Source organism: Paracandidimonas lactea (assembly GCF_021653995.1).
GTDB lineage: Bacteria > Pseudomonadota > Gammaproteobacteria > Burkholderiales > Burkholderiaceae_B > Allopusillimonas > Allopusillimonas lactea.
The window spans coordinates 65,317-84,712 of the sequence record NZ_JAJJOZ010000011.1; the positions used below are offsets into that span (position 1 = coordinate 65,317).

A 19,396-nucleotide genomic window follows, 5' to 3' on the forward strand; every position below is an offset into this window, starting at 1 on the left:
CACACCAGCACACCAGCACACCAGCACACTATTCAAAATGCAAACCCGTACAGTTCACGCGGATTGTCGACTAGAACACGCCGGAAGACAGCTTCGGTATCACACCACTTAAATAGAAGGTCCACGAGATTTGCGTCATTGACGCTATCAGGTGGTTGCGTGGTATGTGGCCAATCACTACCCCAGACTATTCGCTCGGGTGCGTGTCTAACTAGCATGCTTCCTAAGCGCAAGGTGTCGGAATAATCTGGCTCCCCCGAAGTTGATCGCATATACGCACCTGACAGCTTCACCCAAGTATTACCTTGGTCAAGCAAGCGGCGCAAGACCATGGATGCGGGGCCACATTCAGCTTCAGTTGGATCTATGCGTGCCATATGATCAATAACCACTGGCACGGGAAGCGTCGACAAAGTCGACTCGAGCGCAATGAGCTGCCAGGGATGCACGAATATCTGGATGTGCCACCCAAGTGCAGCTACTTTGTGGGCGAGCGTAGTCAACATATCGACGGTTGTCTCTCCCCAAGACTGGGGAGTTACGAAATTGACTCTAAGACCACATACGCCGCTACCTGCCAGCAGATCAAGCTCCGGGCGGCGCACATCTGCGCTGACCACTGCAACGCCGCGAGCGGCCTTGCCCAACACAGACAACGCATCCAATGTGCAGGCGTTATCTGTACCATAGGTCGATGGGGTCACTACAACTGCACGCGAGGTACCTAACCTCTCCTGCAGTTTTCGATATGCGTTCACATCAGCCAGCGGAGGAATACGCGTCCAGTGCGCAGACGGCAGAAATCTGGGATCAAAGATATGCATGTGACTATCACACGCACCGTCAGGCAACGGATGTGCAGGCGTGTTCGTCCCACTTGAGTGAAGCGTTGCCAGGTGGGCATCGTGAGAATTGTTCATTCGTAGTCAAATCAAACGCTTTTGTTTGCTGCCCGACTATAAGTCTGCCGCGGACTGGTTTAAGCTATGTCTCATGAACCGCTTTTATTGGTCCGCGCTATCCGTGCGGACAGTTTCTTTTCTCAAAACGGCAAGTAAATTTTCGGCGGCAGCTACTCCCATATTGATGTATGCGGCGTTGGTTACCCCACCGATGTGCGGGCTCAGGATAATGCCCTTCTCACCTTGAAAGATATGGCCGGGTGCCATAGGTTCCACAGTGAAGCTGTCCAATCCGGCTGCCCTAACCTGGCCGGACTTAACTGCCGACAACAGCGCCGGCTCATCAATCAACCCCCCGCGAGCCGTATTTACAACGATTGTTCCGTGCTTGCATTGAGCCAAAGTCTGCGCATTAATAAGGCGGCGATTCTGATCCGTAAGAGGACAGTGCAAAGAGATCACATCGGATTGACGCAAAAGCTCATCAAGGCACACCGGCCTGATGTAGTCGGGAAGATTTGCGGCGTAAGGATCGAAGCCAACGATATGCATATGCATTGCCTGAGCCATTTGAGCCACCCGCTGGCCTATGGCGCCCAAGCCAATGAGCCCCAATGTTTTTCCGCTTAACTCCATGCTCTTGTGCGCAGCCTTGTCCCAAAGGCCTGCATGCATGCGTGTGTTCAGATCAGCAATCGATTTGGCGCAGGCCAGTAGTAAGGCCATGGTATGCTCTGCCACTGCTGCTGCGTTTGCCCCTACTGCGGCGACAACCTGAATGCCACGAGTTCGAGCAGCCTCCTTGTCGATGGTATCGGTGCCACTACCGTGCTTGGAGATAACGCGAAGTGATGGGGCGGCGTCCATTGCTGCAGCGCCAATCTTGCTATAGCGCACAATAATAGCAACCGGATCATGTCTGTGACACAGTTGTACTATGTCCTGCTCAGTAGGTGCGTTTCCTGCATAAACAACCTCATAGTCTGCGAGCAACGCCAATGCTTCGGGAGCCAGGTCTGCGCCCGTCACGAGAATGGGCGATTTTGTCTTGCTGTTTACGGTCGGGGATATCACAGCTCTTCTCCATCCTTGAGAACACCAGCTGTGCGCAGTGCAGTTGAAAGCCACTTGGGCTTGGCGTCGCCCGCCTTGATAGCCGCTATACGCGCAGCTTCATCCTTGACTTTCTTGTCCGCCGCCGCCAACAAGCTGGCGATTTTCTCGCGCTCCACAACCACGACGCCATCGTTGTCTGCGATAACGAAATCGCCAGGATTGACCGTTACCCCACCTACTGTGACAGGATGACCTATACGACCGCCAATGTTTTTGGTGGGGCCGTTCGGATTGGTGCCTGCCGCAAATACGGGATAGGCCATGTCGATGATATCCAGGCTGTCGCGTGCCGCCCCGTCAATGACAATGCCCGCAATACCCAATTGGCGACACGCAGTCATCATAATCGTGCCCATCAATGCCGAACTTAGATCCCCCTTACCGTCAATCACAAGAACATCGCCAGGTTTGGCCAAAGCGATTGCCGCGTGAATCATTAAATTATCGCCTGGACGAACTTCCACCGTGAATGCAGAGCCAGAAAGCTTCATGCCAGAACTTAGTGGCTTTATGCGTCCGTGAAGCGCGCCACGACGGCCCGCCACATCGGCAAGAATAGCGGGCTGAAACGCCGAAGCCTTATCAATAACGTCAGCGGGCACTCGTGGAAAATCCTTAATGATGTCAGGTATGGCCATAGCAAAGTCCTTCTTAATGCGGAGAGAATTTAAGAATCTGAGTTAATTATTCGAGCACACTAGCGTTTAATGCCTGCATCACGGATGAGCTTTCCCCACTTGGCATAATCTGCGCGACGCCGGTTGTCGAGCTCTTGAGTGCTCCCTCCGACTAACGTAATGCCGAGTTTTTCAGCGAGAGTTTTAAGGTCTGGCGTTTGCAACGCTTTACCAATTGCTCCGTTCAGCTTTTGAATGACTAACGGCGGAGTCTTCACAGGAACAAAGACGGCTTGCCATTGTTCCACCACAAAATCACTGAACCCCAGCTCAGTCATGGTCGGCACATCTGACAGCGCACTCAGTCGCTGTGCAGCGGTAACGGCAAGTGCTCTTAGGGAGCCATTCTGTATATGAGGCAGTGCTGCTGCAGCCGGTGCAAACATGAATTGGACCTGCCCTCCCAACGTATCCTGTAAAGCGGGCGTGTCGCCTTTATAAGGTACGTGTATGAAACGTGCGCCAGTTTGATGTTGCAGCAACTCACCCTGCATATGAAGTATGGTTCCGGTTCCGCCGGACGCAAAGGCAATTTGATTGGGGTTTGCCTTTGCCTGCGTGATCAAATCTTTAACCGATTCATACGGCAGCTTGGCACCCACGACCAAGATATGAGGAATGGTGCCGACTGTAATAACTGGAGCAAAAGACGCTATTGGATCGTAGGGCAGGTGCCCCATTATGTGAGGCGCAATTGCCTGAGGGCCTATTGATGTTCCCAGAATAGTCAGTCCATCGGGCTCTGATCGTGCGACACGAGCGGCTCCAATAGTGCCAGTTGCTCCCGGTCGATTTTCTACGACAACTGTCGTATCAAGAAAAGCATCCAGTTGACGGGTGATGGCGCGTCCCAGTACATCAGTGCTTCCGCCAGGCGGATATGGAACAACCCAGGTTATCGTCTTGCCGCCAGGCCATCGTTCTTTTCCATGAACAACGCCCGTTGCAAACAGCGTAGCGGCGACAAGAAATTGCCGACGATCTAAGCGGCGAAAAGTGAGGATATTGCTCATGTTGTCTCCGTAGAATTATTGATATGCAGTATCTTGAAATCAATAATTGAAGCCATAGAGGTTGGCTGGATTGTTAACGAGAATGTGATTGAAAACTGCCTCGTCATCTGCCCAAACAGACAGTCGGTCGAGCTGCTCAGCATCATCAGGCATAGCTTGTTGCCCGGCTGAGGCTGTCGCGTGCGGCCAGTCACTGCCCCATATAACGCGGCAAGGTGATGCCTTGATATAGCTGCGCGCCAGCTCTGTCAGATACGGATCATTCACATTGCCGGTCCTGCTCAAAAGGTACCCGCCGGATAGCTTGACCCAAGCCTTGCCGTCATATAAAAGACGCAGTATCAGTGCATGGGCAGGTTGCCAAACAAATTTGTACGGGCTCAATCTACCCATGTGATCAAACACGATCTGGGTTGGTAGCGTATGGAGCATCGCGCCAATGCACGCCAATTGATCAGGGGTCATTAGAAGCTGTATGTGCCAGCCGAGTTCGGCGATGCGATGGGCCAAGGGCACGAGATCATTGACTGTGCCGACAACGCCAAGCGATAAGTTCAGACGAACACCTCGCACTCCCGCACTGTGAAGCGTCTGGAGCATGTCGTCAGTTTCCGATCCATCAATGACCGCCACACCGCGTACGCTATCGCCCATTTGAGCAAGCCCTGCCAACAAGCACCGATTGTCATTGCCGTATGTAGAGGGAGTCACCAATACAGCGCGCTGTGTACCCAAGCGGCTTTGTAGCTTTTGATATTGCATCACCGATGCATCAGGAGGAAGCAGTGTTGCACCAGATGCCGCCGGGTATGTGCTGTCATATACATGGATGTGACAGTCGCATGCACCGTTCGGAATTCTTGTCCTGGGTGAAGCTACTCCTGCAGAGTAGGCGAAGGGTTGAGGGGCACGATTTGTGTGCGAGAAAGTCATCTTGTACCCCCCCTCTTGGCGTCTGCTGTTATTGCTTCTGGATGCCCGATTTGCGCACGACATCTTCCCATTTCGCAAATTCCTTCTGAAGAAACTTGGCGAAATCCTCTGGGCTTGATGCAACGATATCGGCGCCAAGAGAATCGAACTTCGCTTTCACCTCTGGCTCTTTCAAGACATCACGTATGGCCATCTGAAGCTTACTCACAACTGCGTCAGGGGTACCGCTAGGCACAAACATGCCATTCCATTCATATACTTGATAGCCGTCCAGTCCTGACGCTGCCACTGTTGGCGTGTCGGGCAAAAGCGCGTTTCGTTTTGGCGACGTGATAGCCAGAACTTTTACTTGGCCGTCCTTGATCAGAGGAAGTGAAGATGAAATATTGGTGAACATCATGTTCACTTGCCCTGCTACCGTTGCCATAATCGCTGGTCCTCCACTTTTGTAGGGCACGTGCAGCATATCCAGATTCAACCCCTGCCGAAATAGCTCTCCCGCCATGAATTGGACTGTTCCTGTGCCGCCCGAAGCGAAGGTCAACTTGCCAGGTTGTTCCTTTGCGGTTTTAACGACATCTTCGATGCTATTGAAGGTCGAAGACTTGGGAACTACCAGAATGTTTGGCGTGACGGACACCATAGTCAACGGCTGCAGATCTTTGGCCGGATCAAAATTCAACGTGTGCAGTGCTGGATTGATCGACAGCGGCGTTGCGTCATAGAGCACCGTGTATCCGTCCGCTTTAGCACGGGTTACATAGAACTCGCCGATCATCCCACTTGCGCCCGACTTGTTTTCCACTACAACACTCTGATCAAGCTTCTTGCCTAAATTAATGGCAATGACCCGAGCCAAGGCATCGGCAGTGCCACCTGGCGCGTAAGGCACCACGAACGTTATGGGCCGGTCTGGGTATTCAGCCGCAGCTAGGGTTGGCGCTACCGACATGGCCATCAAGATGCCCATAAGCAGTTTTTTCATTCATATCTCCTAATTGATCTTGTATTGATTCGCCCACCCGAACGTCGTCTAGGCCTGCGTATTGTCGGGCCATGTTCCGTCCATTACAATGCTGTCTCGTTTGGTGAAACGCGTCATGACAGGTGAAAAGTTCAATGAAATCTGAAAATACCGATCCCAACGCTCAGAACGGGGTTGAGGCTGTCCGGCGGGCAATGCGTATCCTCCAGGCGTTTGGCATGGAGGATGCTTATCTTTCCTTGGCCGAATTGAGCCGCCGTACGGGATATCACCGCTCTACGGTATTGCGACTAGCGAGAACGTTGGCGATAGATGATTACCTCGCTCAGGGCGCCGACGGGGCATGGCGCCTAGCGCGGGCTGCCGGCTGGTTGGGCGCCTGCTATCAAGCGACATTTAATGTGCATGATGTGGTCGAACCCGTTCTGCGCGAGCTCTCAATTCTCTCTGGAGAAAGCGCCACCTTTTACGTGCGAGAGGGAAACCAGCGGATATGCGTTGTGCGTGTGGAGGGGCCGCGATCCATTCGCCATCATGTCCGTGTTGGAGCAGGCTTGCCATTGGACCTTGGCGGACCAGGCAGAGTTATTCTGGCATTTTCTGGTGAAGCCGGGGAGCCTTATGAGTCGATACGACGTGCTGGATACATGATCTCGTTAGGGGAGCGGGATCCCGAAGTCTCCAGCATCTCGGCACCTGTGTATAGCGTGAATTGGACGCTACTGGGTGCCATCTGCATATCGGGCCCCTTATCAAGATTGACCGAAGGAATCTTGCTACAGCAAAAAGAAACCATCCTCTCGGCAGCCAGCCGCCTGTCACGCGCGATGATGGGTGTGCATCAAGGAACTAAAGTACCTAGATCTTTTTGATAGCCTCACGTGTGAGCTGCGGGAATTACAGCGTATGGAGTTAAATGGGCTGCATGCACGTTGTATTTCGCTTTCTCATGATGGCGGGCCTTACGCCAGGCCAGCCACCTTGGCCTCTAGCTCCTCTTTCAACCCTGGCGGAAGCGGCAAGCGGCGGGCGAGTTCATCGAGGTAGGCGCGTTCCATATAGCTTTGCTCGTCGATGACCAGTAGGCTGGCCAGGTAGACTTCGGCGGCTTGCTCGGGGGTGGACGCCAGTGCGGCGGCTTCGGCGGGGTCGGCCGGTTTGGCCAGTTCGGCGTCGAACCAGGTGCGGTCGTGGGGGTTGGCATTGAGGCGGGCGATTTCGTCATCGAGCAGTTGCCGTTCTTCGGCGCCAATGTGGCCGTCGGCTTTGGCGGCGGCGATCATGGCGGAAAGCATGATGCGGCTGTCGGTTTCGAGGTTGCCCGAGGGCAGGGCGGGCACGGGGGCACTGGCGGGCGCTGCGCTGCTGACCGCATCGGCGCCGGTGGCATTGTTGCGCTGCCAGTCTTGGTAGGTTTTGAGCGCCAGGGCACCTAGGGCGGCTACGCCGCCATAGGTGGCGAATTTACCGCCCATTTTGCGAAACTTTTTGTTGCCCAGCAGCAGGCCGAGGGCACCGCCCGCCAGCGCGCCGCCGCCGAAGCCGCCGAGTGCCGATGTAAGGTCGGGCGCGGACTGCTGGGCGCGGTTGCCGGCATCCTGGACCAGACTCTGCCCTGACTGGAGTACTTGTTGAAGTAATTGCTGGATAGACATGCAGTGCGTTCCTTGCTGTTTCGAGCAACGCCGGCAATCAATATGCCGGATAACTTGATCGCATCAGTATATCCGGGGCGCGCTGGCACGGACCATGCTAGCGTAAATCCATACCACAAGGAGTCGGCATGGATTGGTCTCTGGTCTTGATGTTTCCGCAACGGCACCCGTGGATGGCGACGGGCCTGGTGGCGGTACTGGCTGTTCTGGCTGCATTGGTCGCGCATCGGCTGCTGGCTGCGTTGGTGCGGCGGCTGACGCTGCGGCGGCCGTTGCTGGCATCTGTGGCACGCTTTACGTTCACGCCCGGGCGCTGGGTGTTGGTGGGGGTGGCGCTGGCGATGGTCTGCATAGGGGCGTCGGATACGCTGCCTGGTATCGCGGGGGTGCGCCAGGCGGTGAAACTGGCCTTGATTGCAGTGCTTGCCTGGCTGGCGGTACGCGCGACGATGGGCTTGGGCGAAGGCATCATCGTCCTCAACCCTGCCGATGTGGCCGATAACCTGGGTGCGCGCCGCATCCATACGCAGACGCGTGTTCTGGTGCGCTGCATGAATATGGCTATCGTGCTGGTGGCGCTGGCTGCCATGCTTATGACGTTTCCCGCTGTGCGGCAGATCGGAGCGAGCCTGATGGCTTCGGCTGGTTTGATGGGCCTGGTGGCGGGCTTTGCGGCGCGGCCCGTGCTGGGCAACCTGATCGCTGGGCTGCAGATTGCCATCACCCAGCCCATACGGCTGGATGATGTGTTGATCGTACAGGGTGAATGGGGCCGGGTTGAAGAGATAACCGGATCTTACGTGGTGGTGCGCATCTGGGATGAGCGCCGGCTGGTAGTGCCGTTGCAATGGTTCATCGAGAATCCGTTCCAGAACTGGACGCGAAGAACCGCGCAAATCATTGGCACGGTATTTTTGTGGGCCGATTATCGTCTGCCGTTGGCTCCTTTGCGCGAAGAGCTCGATCGCCTGTGCCGCGAAGCGCCTGAATGGGATGGCAGGGTGTGTCTGCTGCAGGTGACAGAAGCCGGGGAGCGGGCCATGCAACTCCGCGCCCTGGTGAGCGCTGCGGACTCCGGCTTGGCGTGGGACTTGCGCTGCAAGGTGCGCGAGGGGCTTGTGGCCTACATCCAGCAGCATCATCCCGAGTGCCTGCCGCGCATGCGCGCGGAGCTCGGCACACAGGCCAGCGAGCCAGGCGGGCCGCTGGACACTGCCGGTCAGGATGCCTCCAGCCCGGCGCCCTGATGCGCCGCGCCATGCGGGGGTACTGCGGGCGTACTGTTTATGCCTGCAATGCCAGCGCCTGCTCGCGCACGCACGCCTTCAGTGTGTCGAGTAGCGCAAATTCTGTGTCATCGGGGCGCCAGATCATGTCCATGGAGGCCGATAGGTTCAGGCCGGCCCAGGAGACGTTGATGGTGGTTGTGACGCCTACGCTGTGGGCCAGGAAGGAGGCCATGGGGGCAATGAAAGCCGTGCCGGGCAGTATCCTGGCCGTGGTCGAGACGGACGAGGACTCGATCAGCACATTCGGGCTACCGACGCCCAGGCTCTCGAAGGCCAGGTCTAGCTGTTGGCGTATAGGGCTGTGCCTGCCGGGTGCGATCCAGGGGTAGCTGAGCGCTTCTTCCCACGTGACGGTGGGCCGGTTCGCCAATGGATGCGTGCGGCAGGCTGCCAGGCACAGGCCCACGCTGCAGAGCCGCTCATGGTGCATGTCGTGTGGCGCGTCCCCGGCCTCGACCCGCGCGATGATCAGGTCCAGCGCCCCAGAGCGTAGCCGGGGAATTAGCGTATCAATGGGGCCCTCGATGATTTCGATGACAGCGGTAGGGCACCTGAGGTGGAGTGCCTGCACGAGCTGGGGCAGCAGGACAATGGCCACCATCGGGCTGGCGCCCAGGGTGATCTGCCCGCTGGCGGCGCCCACCATTTGCTCGACGGTCTGTCGGGCGCGATCGAGCCGACCGGTGATGGCCTTAGCCTGGCGGGCGAGCTCCAATGCGATAGGGAGCGGAGTCATGCCGCGCGCATGGCGCTGGAACAGCCTAGTGCCGAGATCTTCTTCAAAGTCGCGCAACCACTTCGACAGCGCCGGCTGAGTAAGCTGGAACTCTTGCGCAACCTGGCTGAGGTTGCGGGTTTCGCACATACGCTCAAGCATCTTGAGCTGGCGCAGCCGCAGATTGCGTGTCCAGTCTGTTGCCATAAGGCATTACCTTAATTTATGAATATCAAAGAAAGAATCATTATTAAATTATATCTATGGCCAGGATAATGATGGCTGCATACCTATACTATTGAGGCCTAAAGATGATGAGGAAGCCGAATATCCTGCTGTTCATCACAGATCAGCACAAAGCCGATCACCTGGGGGTATACGGAAACAAGATCGTGAAGACGCCGAATCTTGATGCGATTGCACGTCGCGGTTGGAGAGCGGACAGGTTCTATGTTGCGAGCCCGATCTGCATGCCCAACCGGTCTTCCTTGATGACGGGCAGGATGCCGTCCGTGCACGGCGCGCGGCATAATGGCATCCCCTTGGCGCTGGAGTCGGTGACATTCGTTGATCGTCTGCGGGAAGCGGGCTATGAAACGGCGCTGGTGGGCAAGTCGCACCTGCAAAATATGACCGGCAAGGGGCCGCATTGGCCCGGCCCCGCAGATCCGCCAATGGACGGCGAGGCGCGTCGTGCCGCGCCCGGCAACTATGATCAGGAGTGGGGGCCTTTGTGGCGCCGGGATCCCGCTCATGATCTCGAAACGCCGTTCTATGGTTTCTCGCGGGTGGCGCTTGCGGTGGATCATGGTGATCAGGTCTGGGGGCACTACTGGCGCTGGCTGGAGAAGAACCACCCAGAGGCCGCCGCCACAGCCGGCCCCGAACACGCCATCCCCACCCCGGATTATGAACTGTCGCGCTGCGGGCAGGCCTGGCGCACCCGTGTGCCTGAAGAGTTGTCGACCAGTGCCTATATTGGCAACGAGGCGCGCTCGTTGATCCGCGAATATGCGCAGGCTGGTAAGCCGTTCTTCATGATGTGTTCGTTTCCCGATCCGCATCATCCGTTCACGCCGCACGGCAAGTATTGGGATATGTACGGGCCCGAGGCGGTGGATCTGCCCGAATCGTTTCACGCCTGCGCGGAGCACGAGGCTGCGCCGCCGGTGCAATGGCTGTACCGGCAGCGCGACGAGGGGAAGGCGGTGAAGTCCACACCGGCGCTGTTCGCCTGTACCGAGCGCGAGGCCCGCGAAGCCATTGCGCTCAACTATGGTTCGATCTCGCACATTGATGCAGTAATCGGGGAGGTGACCGCCGAGCTTGCGCAACAGGGCGTCAGCGATAACACCATCATCATTTTCATGAGCGATCACGGAGACTATCTGGGCGATCACCAGTTGCTCTGGAAGGGGCCGATTCACTACCAGAGCCTGATCCGGACGCCGTTTATATGGATGGATCCCACGCGCCCGAACGACCACGCGAATGGCGGTGCCCTGGCATCGACCATCGATGTGGCCGCCACGATCCTGGATCGGGTCGGCATCACGCCCTACAACGGCATGCAGGGCAAATCGCTACTGCCGCTTATGGCTGGTGCGCAAGCGTCGTTGCGGGACGATATCCTGGTCGAGGAAGAGGGCCAGCGCATTATGTTTGGCTTTGACCGGCGGGTGCGGATGCGCACGTTGGTAAACGCCGAATACCGGGTCAGCGTGTATGAAGGATGCGAGTGGGGTGAGTTGTATGACTTGCGTGCAGATCCGATGGAGTTGGAAAACTTGTGGCGCTCACCCGGGCATGCGCAGGTGAGGCAATCGATGCTGCATGCGCTGGCGCTTGGGATGATCGAGCACTCCGAGACCAGCCCCGCACCGACCGCGCTGGCTTGACGCACGTGGCTGGACAAAAACCTTATCGTCCCTCGGGCGCCGCGACACCGCGCCTTGCGGGAAACCTACATAAAGGAGACATTGATGAAACCCTATAGCTCGTATCTTTATGCCCTGGTGGCCGCAGTCGGCATTGTGGGGCTCCCAGCCGGGCAGGCGCAGGCCGCCTATCCCGAAAGGCCGGTGGCGATTGTGGTCAACTACCCGCCTGGCGGTCCGCTCGATATCGTCGCTCGGCTGGTCGCGGAAGATGCATCGCAGCAACTGGGCCAGACTGTTATTGTGGAAAACCACGCGGGCGCGGGGGGACAGGTGGGCGGGCAGTATGTGGCGCGGCAGAAGCCCGACGGCTATACGTTGCTGCTGACTGTGGATACGCTGTATACGGTCAATCCCTTCGTGTATACCAAGTCGAAATTCGACGCACGCAAAGTGCTGGTGCCGATCAGCATGGCGGGTGTGTTCAACCAGACGCTGGTGGCTCACCCTTCGCTCGGTGTAAAGACGCTGGCGCAGTTTGTGGACAAGGCCAAGGCCTCCGACCTTACCTATGCGTCGGCGGGCCTAGGTTCACCTGGGCATCTAACCATGGCGTATTTCAACCAGCAACTGGATGGCAAACTGACCCATGTGCCCTACCAGGGCAATGCGCCGGCCACGAACGGCTTGCTGGCGGGGCAGACGGACGTGGGCTTTCTGATTACCGGCGGATCGTTTCAGTTCGTGAAGGCGGGCAAGCTGGTTCCGCTCGCGGTATCAGGTGGCAAGCGCGACCCCAAGATGCCTGATGTGCCCACCATTGCCGAATCGGGCATCAAAGGCCTGGAGAACTTTGACGTGTCGTTCGGCTACGCCTTGATGGCCCCCGAGGGGACCTCTGAGGCTGTTGTGCAGACCTGGAGCGACGCGATGAAGAAAGCGTTTGCGAACCCCAGGATACGCGAGCGCCTGGACACGTTGGGGCTGGAACCCGTGGTGACTACGCCCGCGCAGACCCGAGTGCAATTGGATAAAGCGGCGGCGCGGTGGGAGCAGGTCGTCAAGAAGGCCGATATTTCGATACATTGAGACGAGGATTCGCCCTCGGGCGTGGCTTGTTGCCTGCGCGCCCGGGCGCTTCGACGCCTAGGCGCATCTTGCGTTACGGCTTGTTCCGCTTGATCAGCTTGAACGTGGCCCGCGCTACGCAGACGGTGTCGCCGGCGGCATTGGTGACGGTGCCTTCACTGAAGACCGTGCTGCGGCCCCGGCGCAGGTTGCGGGCTTCGAACACGAGTTCGCCGCGCGCTACATCGAGGAAATGCGTCGACATTTCCACGGTGACGACACCCAGGTTGTGAGGATCGTGGCTGCGGGCGGCGGCGCTTAGGGTGAAGTCGAGCACACTCATCAATGTGCCGCCATGGGTGTCTCCACGGCTGTTGACCAGCATGGGATGCGCCGGCAGGCGTGTACGCACATAGCCGTCTTCCATGTGCTCGGCCTGCAGGCCGAGGTATTCCATGAAAGGGATATCGAGGCCGAAGTAGGCGCTGTCGGACACATTGCCGGCTGAGGTGTTGGGCTGGGGGGCTGTTGCAGTGTTCATCGTTAAGGTATCTGGTGCTGCTGGCGGCCGGCAGGGGCCGGCCTGGTTGTTCAGGGCGCGTTGCGCCACCTAGTCGACGACAGCGATGTCGTCGTCTTCGTTCACGGAGGCACCCTCGGCGACGAGGATCTCGCGGATGCGGCAGGCTGTTTCCGCCTCGACAGGGATCTCCATTTTCATGGACTCCACGGTAAGGACGATATCGCCTGGCGAGAGTGTGTCGCCCGGTGCCGCATGGATTCGCGTAACTGTACCTGAAACGATCGATTTTATCGTGTTCATCTTGTGTCCTGTCTTATGTTGCGTAATGGTCGCGAGTCAGGCCGTCTGTGGCGCGGCCTCGGTGGTTTCGGGCGTGGCAAGGATGCGGCCGACAATCTCGACATCAAGCCTGCCGTTGCGGTAGTCGGTGTGATCCAAGGCACGCAGTAGAAAGGGGACGTTGGTTTTGACGCCCGCTATATCTGTTGCCGCCAGAGCAGCCTGCAACTGCGCCAGTGCCTGCTGCCTTGTGTCGCCGGTGGCGATAATCTTTGCCAGCATCGGATCGTAGTGGCGCGGTACGATGCAGCCGGCGGCGTAGCCGGTTTCCACGCGTATGCCTGGCATTTGCGGCATATTAAAACGCGACAGCGTGCCGGGGGAGGGCAGGAAGCGTCGCGGGTCTTCCGCATAAATCCGTGCTTGGATGGCGTGCCCGCGCGCGGCGGGCGGCGTGGGCAGAACCTGGCTCAACGGCTGGCCGGCCGCAAGACGGATCTGGGCGGCAACGATGTCCACGCCAGTGATTTGTTCCGTGACCGCGTGTTCGACTTGAAGGCGTGTATTGACCTCTAGAAAGCTGAAGCCAGTTTCCGGGGTGTACAGCATTTCAACGGTACCGATGACGTCATAGCCTGTGCGCGCCAGTATGCCTCGCAGCTGTTCACCAACCTCATTCAGTACTTGTGGCGGCAGGCCCGGCGCCCGCGCTTCTTCGAGCACTTTTTGGTTGCGGCGTTGCACGCTGCAATCGCGTTCGTGCAGCAGCGCCACATTGCCGTGGCGGTCGGCAAGAAACTGAAACTCGATATGGCGCGGCCGTTCGACAAGTTTTTCCAGATAGAGGCCTGACTGCCCGAAGCTGCGTTGGGCGATTGCCATGGCGGAGGACCACGCGGCGGGCAAATCATCTTCATGATGTACTGGAACCATGCCGATGCCGCCGCCGCCCGATGCCGGCTTTATCAGCACCGGATAACCTATTGCGCGGGCGCTTGCACTGACGGTATCGAGATCGCCTGCCAGTATGTCGGAGCTGGGGGTCTGCGGCATGCCGTGCGCCCGCATGAAGCGGCGTGCACCCGTTTTTTCGCCGAGACGCTCAAGCCAGATGGGGCTGGGGCCGACGAAGCACAGGCCCGCATCGCACACCCGCTTTGCGAATTCAGCGTTCTCGGACAGAAACCCGTAGCCGGGATGAATGGCGTCGGTGCCTGAGTCTGCGGCGATCTTCAGGATGGCATCCTGATTCAAATAGCTCTCGGCAGGGGTGTCGCCGGGCAGCGCATAGGCAGCATCCGCCTCGCCAATATACGGAAGCGTGGCGTCGGTGGGGGAGTAGATGACGACGGTTTCTATGCCCAGCGCCTTTGCCGAACGGAGTATCCGTGCGGCGACTGCCGAACGGTTGGCGATGAGCAGCCGCTTGGGGAGGGGCGCTGCCGACGATGTGGCCTGGTGTGCGGATGTCACGCGATTTTCTCCTTCTGAATGACGACGGCGTCCACGATGACGGGGGGTGCCCGCCGGGATACAAGAACCGGATTGGCGTCCACAGACTGAACCGCCCCCGCCTGCGCGGCGAACCAGTCGCCCAGCCTCACAAGGAGGGCGGCAAGCGCGTCGACATCGACGGCGGGCATGCCCCGCGTGGCGGCAAATGCGCGGAAGATGAAGAGACGCTCAATGGCTTCCCGCGCATCGTCCTGCGTGAACGGTGCACACAGGAACTGCGTGTCGCGCAATGCCTCTACCAGAACGCCGCCCTGGCCGATCATGACCACCGGGCCGTAAGCGTCGTCCCAGTGTGCGCCCAGGGCGAGTTCGAAGTCTGCCTTGTGCTGTTCAGCCAACAGCAGGCCTTCGAAGGGGACGCCGATGGATTGCAGGGTTGCGCAAAAGTCTGTCCATGCCTGTTGGGCGCTGCTGACGCTGTCCAGCCCCAGCCGTACCAGGCCGTGATCCGATTTGTGTGTCACGGTGGCGGATACGCCCTTGGCAACGAAGGGCGCCTGAAGGCGAGCCACAGCATCGCGCAGCAGATCTTCCTCGCGGCAGACTTGGTGTGCAACGATATTCAGGCCCGCCTGGGCCAGCAGCGCCAGGCTGGCCGGCTCGTCCAGCGAGCGGTGGCGAGAGCCTGAGCCAGAAGGTTCGGTGTCGGCAAGTGCGATCGGCGGGCGCGCGCCTGCGTCCTGCGCCGCATTGTTGGCAGTCTGCGCGTTGCGCAGGATGGCTTGCCGTCGCGTTTCGTAATTGGCCAGCAGGCTCAGCCCTCGCATAGCGCGCGCTTCGCTCTGGAATACAGGCACATCCTCCTGGCGGAAAGCATCCGCAACCCAATCCTGTACGGCGCACACGGCCACGGGCACATTGGTTTGTGCGCAGAATGCGGCAGTCTGGCGGGCGAAGTCTTGCATGTCATAGCCTTCTCCGCCAATGGGAAAGCCGGTGAATACGCTGTCGGCAGCATCGCTGGCCGCGACACTTTGCAAGGTTTTCCCGAAAATCTCCGGCTGGGTGAGTAACGCCGTGGTCATATCAATGGGGTTGCGGGGCGAAACAAATGCGGGCAGCACTTCGCGCAGGCTATCGGTTTGCACCGTATTGAACCGGGCCAGATCCAGCCCGTTCTGCTGGGCGGCATCGGCGGCCAGCACGCAGGTTGCACCAGAGTTGCTGATGGCGACGACGCGCTTGCCGCGCGGCCGCTCACGCTTTGTGAACAAATGGGCGTACTCGGACAACTCATGGAAGTCGTTGACCCGCACAATATTGTGCTGGCGCAGGAATGCATCTGTCAGTGCGTCTTCGCTTGCCAACGCGCCCGTATGCGAGCTGGCGGTGATCCGGCCTTCCTGGGTGCGACCCGCCATGACGGCGAGAATGGGTAGATCCCGGGCGGCAGCCAGGCGCGCGGCCCTGGCCATCAAGGCGGGGTCACGCAGCGATTCTGCGTAGGTCAGCAGCAGGCGCAGATCAGGATCCTGCATCAAGCCGTCGGCGACATCTGCGACGTTCAGGTCTGCCTCGTTACCCGTCGCCACCAGATAACGCACGCCCAGGCCCTGGCGCCGAAGGCCGCCGTAGACGATGGCCGCGCCAGCGCCGCTTTGGCTGATGATCGCAGCGGGCCCGTCTTGCGGCGGGCATTCATTGATCATCGTCGAAAAGCTCAGGATGGCCTGATTGCGGAAGTTGGCAACACCTTGGGTGTTCGGCCCGAAAAGCCGCAAGCCCGCGGTGCGAGCCCGCGCGAGCATCTGCGCCTGCGCCACTCGCCCGGTGTCGCCAAGCTCGGCAAATCCCGACGAATAGACGACAGCGGCGCGTGCGCCTGCCGCCGCTGCCTGGTCTATCGCCTCGGCGACATCTTTGCCGGCGATGCTGATGACGACTACATCGGGCGTGTGAGGCAGGTCGGCAAGCGTGCGGTAGGCCTTGATGCCCTGTATGCGCTCCCTGCTTGCGTTGATGGGGTAGATGTCTCCTGCATAACCGTGCCGCAGCATGTAGTGGATGGGGCGGCCGCCCGCTTTGATGGGGTTGTCCGACGCGCCCAGTATGGCCACGCGTCGGGGCGACAGAATATCCAGCACATCGGCTGCCTGCGTCATGGAACGGTTCCTGGCGATGGCTTCAACGGGTTTATTCAACCTTGACCCCCGCGCGTTTTACGACATCCTGCCACTTGTTCAATTCGCTGCTGACGAAGGCCTTGAATGCCGGAAGATCCAGGTCGCCCGGCTCGGTGCCGTTGCTGTTGAAAGCGGCCAGGGCGGATTTGGTATGCATGCTTTCGCGGGCAAGCGTGTTGAGCTTCTGTGCGATGCCATCCGGCAGCCCGGCCGGGCCGTAGAAGCCAATCCAGGTGATGGCCAGATAATTGGGCACCCCTTGTTCCGCGATGGTGGGGACGTTGGGCAGCGCGGGGCTGCGCTGGGCAGACGTTACGCCAATGGCCTTGACGCGCCCGTCCAGCACATAGGGCGTCATGGTGGTGATGTCATGGAACAGTGCCGGGATTTGCCCGCCCAGCAAGTCTGTCATTGCCGGTGCTGCGCCTTTGTAGGGGACATTGGCAATCTTGAGGCCGGTTTCCAGTTTCAGCAGCTCTCCGGAAAGATGGGTGGCGCCGCCAATGCTTGACGAGCCGAACATGACGCCGCCGGGATGCTTGTTAACGTAGTCTGAGAACGACTTCAAGTCATTGGCAGGGACGTCTTTATTGACCACCAGCACGTTGGGTGTCGTCGCCATCAGGGCCAGATCGGTGAAGTCCTTGCGTGTATCGTAGGGAAGGTTGGTGCGTATCGCCGGGTTGATGACGTGATGGGTGGCTGAAACCAGCAGGGTATAGCCATCCGGTTTGGCACGTGCCACCACGGCGGAGCCGATCTGGCCGCTGGCGCCAGCGCGGTTCTCCACGACCACACTCTGGCCTAGTTTGTCCTGCATGTGCTGGGCCAGGCGGCGCGCCAGTACGTCTGTCATGCCGCCAGCAGGAAACGGCACAATGATGGTAATGGGCTGGGTCGGCCACTCGGCGGCGGTGGCGGTCAAGGGGGCGAATACCGTCAGCCCCGCGAGCGCGAAGGCGGCGGCGAGCCGCAGGCGCCCGCGCTGCGCGGTGGTTGTTGTGTGTTGCCCGGCGCTGGCGGTGTGGTCGGCGTAAAAGTGCATGGTGAGTCTCCTTGTTGTTTGATGATGGTTCGTGTCAGTGTGTGTTGCGTCACGGCCGCAGGCCGAACTGCTTTTGGCCGGGCTCACGCAACCGTGCCGCCAGTGTTGCAAACTCGATCAGGTGCGTGCGGGTTTCGCGCGGATCAATGATGTCTTCGATGACAAAGGCCTCGGCACTGCGAAATGGGGATGTCAAGCTGCGCACGCGTTGTTCGATTTCGGCGCGTTTGCGTTGCGGATCGTCGGCGCCCTCGATCTCGGCCTTGTAGGCGACCTCCAGTCCGCCTTCGATGGGCAATGACCCCCAGTTTGCCGAGGGCCAGGCGTAGCGGAAGTTGTGGCGGCCCATATGCTGGTGCGCAGCCGCCGCCACGCCATATGCGCGGCGCAGGATGATTGAGCACCAAGGCACAGTTGCCTGGTAGACCGCGGCGAGAGCACGTACACCGGCACGCATGACGCCCGATTTTTCCGCATCGACGCCGATCTGGAAGCCGGCAATGTCGACCAGGTTTACGACGGGTAGCTGGAAGGCCTGGGCGAGGTCGACGAAGCGGATAAGCTTTTCTGCCGTCGCCCGGTCCCAGCCGCCGCCGTAGTGGTAAGGGTCGCTGGCCATTACGGCGACCGGCCAGCCGTCGATGCGTGCAAGGCCCGTAACCAGGGCCTTGCCCCAGCGACGGCCCATTTCGAAGAATGAGCCTTCATCGACCAGGGTTTCGACGATGGGCCTGATTTTGTAGACGGCCCGAGGATCGCGGGGAATCGCGCTCAGCAGCCAGGCCTGGTCTTGTTGTGCAACCGGCGGCGCGGCGCGCGGCGCGGTGTCGAAAACCGATGAGGGCAAGTACGACAGAAAGCGGCGTGCACGCTCGAAAGCCTCGGCCTCGGTGGCAACTTCGTCGTCAACCACGCCGTTGCGCGTGTGGATCTGGCTGCCGCCGAGCTCGTTCTTGGTGACGTTCTGGCCTATACGGGCAACCACCGGCGGGCCCGCATTGAAGAGCTGGGCGGTGTCCTTAACCATGACCGAATAATGGCTTGCTGCGACGCGCGCCGCCCCCATGCCCGCGACGGACCCGAGCGCCAGGGAGACGACCGGCACAAGCGTCATGTTTTCCACAACGTGCTGCCACACCTTCATGGTGGGGATCAGGGTGTGGCCTTTGGTTTCGATATTGCGCACGGAACCGCCGCCGCCCGTGCCATCGACCAGCCGCACGACCGGGAGCCGCAGGTCGCCTGCCATGCGCTCCGCATAGACGAGCTTCTCGCCCACCGCACCGTCATTGGCGCCGCCGCGGACGGTAAAGTCATCACCCATAAGTACGACTGGGCGATCATCGATCCGGGCGCGGCCTACGACTAGGTTTGATGGCGTGACACCCAGAATTTTGCCCTGTGCATCGTACTGTCCGCTGCCGGCGAGCGCGCCGATCTCGGTGAATGATCCCTGGTCGGCAATGCCTTCGATGCGTTCGCGCACCGTTAGCTTGCCCGCGTTTTTGTGTCTCTGTACTTTTTCCGGCCCGCCCATGGCGAGGGAGAGCTTTTTGCGGTAGGCCAGTTCGTCGATCTCGGGTTGCCAGGACATGGGCAGCCTCCTTTTTATGCTTGTCGTGTCTCAGATAACTACATATGGCATACAAGCAAAACCTGTGCCAGAATGATTCACAGGAAA

At 59.3% G+C, this 19,396-nt stretch carries 18 protein-coding genes; 4 read left to right on the forward strand and 14 right to left on the reverse strand.

Features of this window, described 5'->3' with window-relative positions; genetic code table 11:
• Positions 1–32: 32 nt before the first annotated feature.
• The 6 genes from LOL23_RS17150 to LOL23_RS17175 form a co-directional block, all read right to left on the reverse strand.
• On the reverse strand, positions 33–920 hold the full coding sequence (locus LOL23_RS17150; protein ID WP_160979204.1) for an amidohydrolase family protein: 888 nt from the start codon (positions 918–920) through the stop codon (positions 33–35).
• 84 nt (positions 921–1,004) lie between these two features.
• Positions 1,005–1,976: a hydroxyacid dehydrogenase gene (locus tag LOL23_RS17155; RefSeq protein WP_237173967.1), complete on the reverse strand. Its 972-nt coding sequence runs from the start codon at positions 1,974–1,976 to the stop codon at positions 1,005–1,007.
• Complete coding sequence (locus LOL23_RS17160) at positions 1,973–2,656, reverse strand: RraA family protein (RefSeq protein ID WP_160979206.1); 684 nt, start codon at positions 2,654–2,656, stop codon at positions 1,973–1,975. Before LOL23_RS17160 ends, LOL23_RS17155 begins: the two co-directional genes overlap by 4 nt.
• A 59-nt stretch (positions 2,657–2,715) precedes the next feature.
• Entirely contained in the window at positions 2,716–3,708 is a 993-nt protein-coding gene (locus LOL23_RS17165) for a Bug family tripartite tricarboxylate transporter substrate binding protein (protein ID WP_160979208.1), read from the reverse strand.
• Positions 3,709–3,747: 39 nt separating this feature from the next.
• A complete protein-coding gene (locus LOL23_RS17170; RefSeq protein ID WP_237173968.1) occupies positions 3,748–4,641 on the reverse strand; it encodes an amidohydrolase family protein in 894 nt (297 codons plus the stop codon).
• 28 nt (positions 4,642–4,669) lie between these two features.
• Positions 4,670–5,626, reverse strand: a complete 957-nt coding sequence (locus LOL23_RS17175) for a Bug family tripartite tricarboxylate transporter substrate binding protein (protein ID WP_160979212.1) — start codon at positions 5,624–5,626, stop codon at positions 4,670–4,672.
• A 134-nt stretch (positions 5,627–5,760) separates the two neighbouring features.
• On the opposite strand from LOL23_RS17175, the gene LOL23_RS17180 reads away from it, so the two are divergent.
• Positions 5,761–6,498, forward strand: a complete 738-nt coding sequence (locus LOL23_RS17180; RefSeq protein WP_160979214.1) for an IclR family transcriptional regulator — start codon at positions 5,761–5,763, stop codon at positions 6,496–6,498.
• Positions 6,499–6,588: 90 nt separating this feature from the next.
• Here the strand turns inward: LOL23_RS17180 and LOL23_RS17185 are convergent, their stop codons facing one another.
• Entirely contained in the window at positions 6,589–7,281 is a 693-nt protein-coding gene (locus LOL23_RS17185) for a tellurite resistance TerB family protein (RefSeq protein WP_237173969.1), read from the reverse strand.
• 128 nt (positions 7,282–7,409) lie between these two features.
• Between LOL23_RS17185 and LOL23_RS17190 the strand changes: the two genes are divergently transcribed.
• Positions 7,410–8,528: a mechanosensitive ion channel family protein gene (locus LOL23_RS17190; RefSeq protein WP_160979218.1), complete on the forward strand. Its 1,119-nt coding sequence runs from the start codon at positions 7,410–7,412 to the stop codon at positions 8,526–8,528.
• A gap of 37 nt (positions 8,529–8,565) precedes the next feature.
• Here the strand turns inward: LOL23_RS17190 and LOL23_RS17195 are convergent, their stop codons facing one another.
• Positions 8,566–9,492, reverse strand: a complete 927-nt coding sequence (locus tag LOL23_RS17195) for a LysR family transcriptional regulator (RefSeq protein WP_160979220.1) — start codon at positions 9,490–9,492, stop codon at positions 8,566–8,568.
• 107 nt (positions 9,493–9,599) lie between these two features.
• Here LOL23_RS17195 and LOL23_RS17200 point away from each other — a divergent pair, with 107 nt between their 5' ends.
• Together LOL23_RS17200 and LOL23_RS17205 are read left to right on the forward strand one after the other, a co-directional pair.
• Positions 9,600–11,183 carry a sulfatase family protein gene (locus tag LOL23_RS17200; RefSeq protein WP_160979362.1) on the forward strand — a complete coding sequence of 528 codons (1,584 nt, stop codon included), beginning with the start codon at positions 9,600–9,602 and terminating at the stop codon, positions 11,181–11,183.
• An 84-nt stretch (positions 11,184–11,267) separates the two neighbouring features.
• Positions 11,268–12,251, forward strand: coding sequence for a Bug family tripartite tricarboxylate transporter substrate binding protein (locus LOL23_RS17205; protein WP_160979222.1), 984 nt, complete (start codon positions 11,268–11,270; stop codon positions 12,249–12,251).
• A gap of 73 nt (positions 12,252–12,324) precedes the next feature.
• Here the strand turns inward: LOL23_RS17205 and LOL23_RS17210 are convergent, their stop codons facing one another.
• The 6 genes from LOL23_RS17210 to LOL23_RS17235 all read right to left on the reverse strand — a co-directional run bounded on the left by LOL23_RS17210 (position 12,325) and on the right by LOL23_RS17235 (position 19,309).
• Positions 12,325–12,771: a PaaI family thioesterase gene (locus tag LOL23_RS17210; protein WP_237173970.1), complete on the reverse strand. Its 447-nt coding sequence runs from the start codon at positions 12,769–12,771 to the stop codon at positions 12,325–12,327.
• Between the two features lie 69 nt (positions 12,772–12,840).
• A complete protein-coding gene (locus LOL23_RS17215; protein ID WP_160979226.1) occupies positions 12,841–13,053 on the reverse strand; it encodes an acyl-CoA carboxylase biotin carboxyl carrier protein subunit in 213 nt (70 codons plus the stop codon).
• A 36-nt stretch (positions 13,054–13,089) separates the two neighbouring features.
• The gene (locus LOL23_RS17220) at positions 13,090–14,505 is read right to left on the reverse strand and encodes an acetyl-CoA carboxylase biotin carboxylase subunit (protein ID WP_237173971.1); all 1,416 of its coding nucleotides are present in this window, start codon (positions 14,503–14,505) and stop codon (positions 13,090–13,092) included.
• Entirely contained in the window at positions 14,502–16,649 is a 2,148-nt protein-coding gene (locus LOL23_RS17225) for an acetate--CoA ligase family protein (protein ID WP_237173972.1), read from the reverse strand. Before LOL23_RS17225 ends, LOL23_RS17220 begins: the two co-directional genes overlap by 4 nt.
• Before the next feature lie 31 nt (positions 16,650–16,680).
• Positions 16,681–17,715: a Bug family tripartite tricarboxylate transporter substrate binding protein gene (locus LOL23_RS17230; protein ID WP_160979232.1), complete on the reverse strand. Its 1,035-nt coding sequence runs from the start codon at positions 17,713–17,715 to the stop codon at positions 16,681–16,683.
• A gap of 49 nt (positions 17,716–17,764) precedes the next feature.
• On the reverse strand, positions 17,765–19,309 hold the full coding sequence (locus tag LOL23_RS17235) for an acyl-CoA carboxylase subunit beta (RefSeq protein ID WP_160979234.1): 1,545 nt from the start codon (positions 19,307–19,309) through the stop codon (positions 17,765–17,767).
• Between the last annotated feature and the right edge of the window lie 87 nt (positions 19,310–19,396).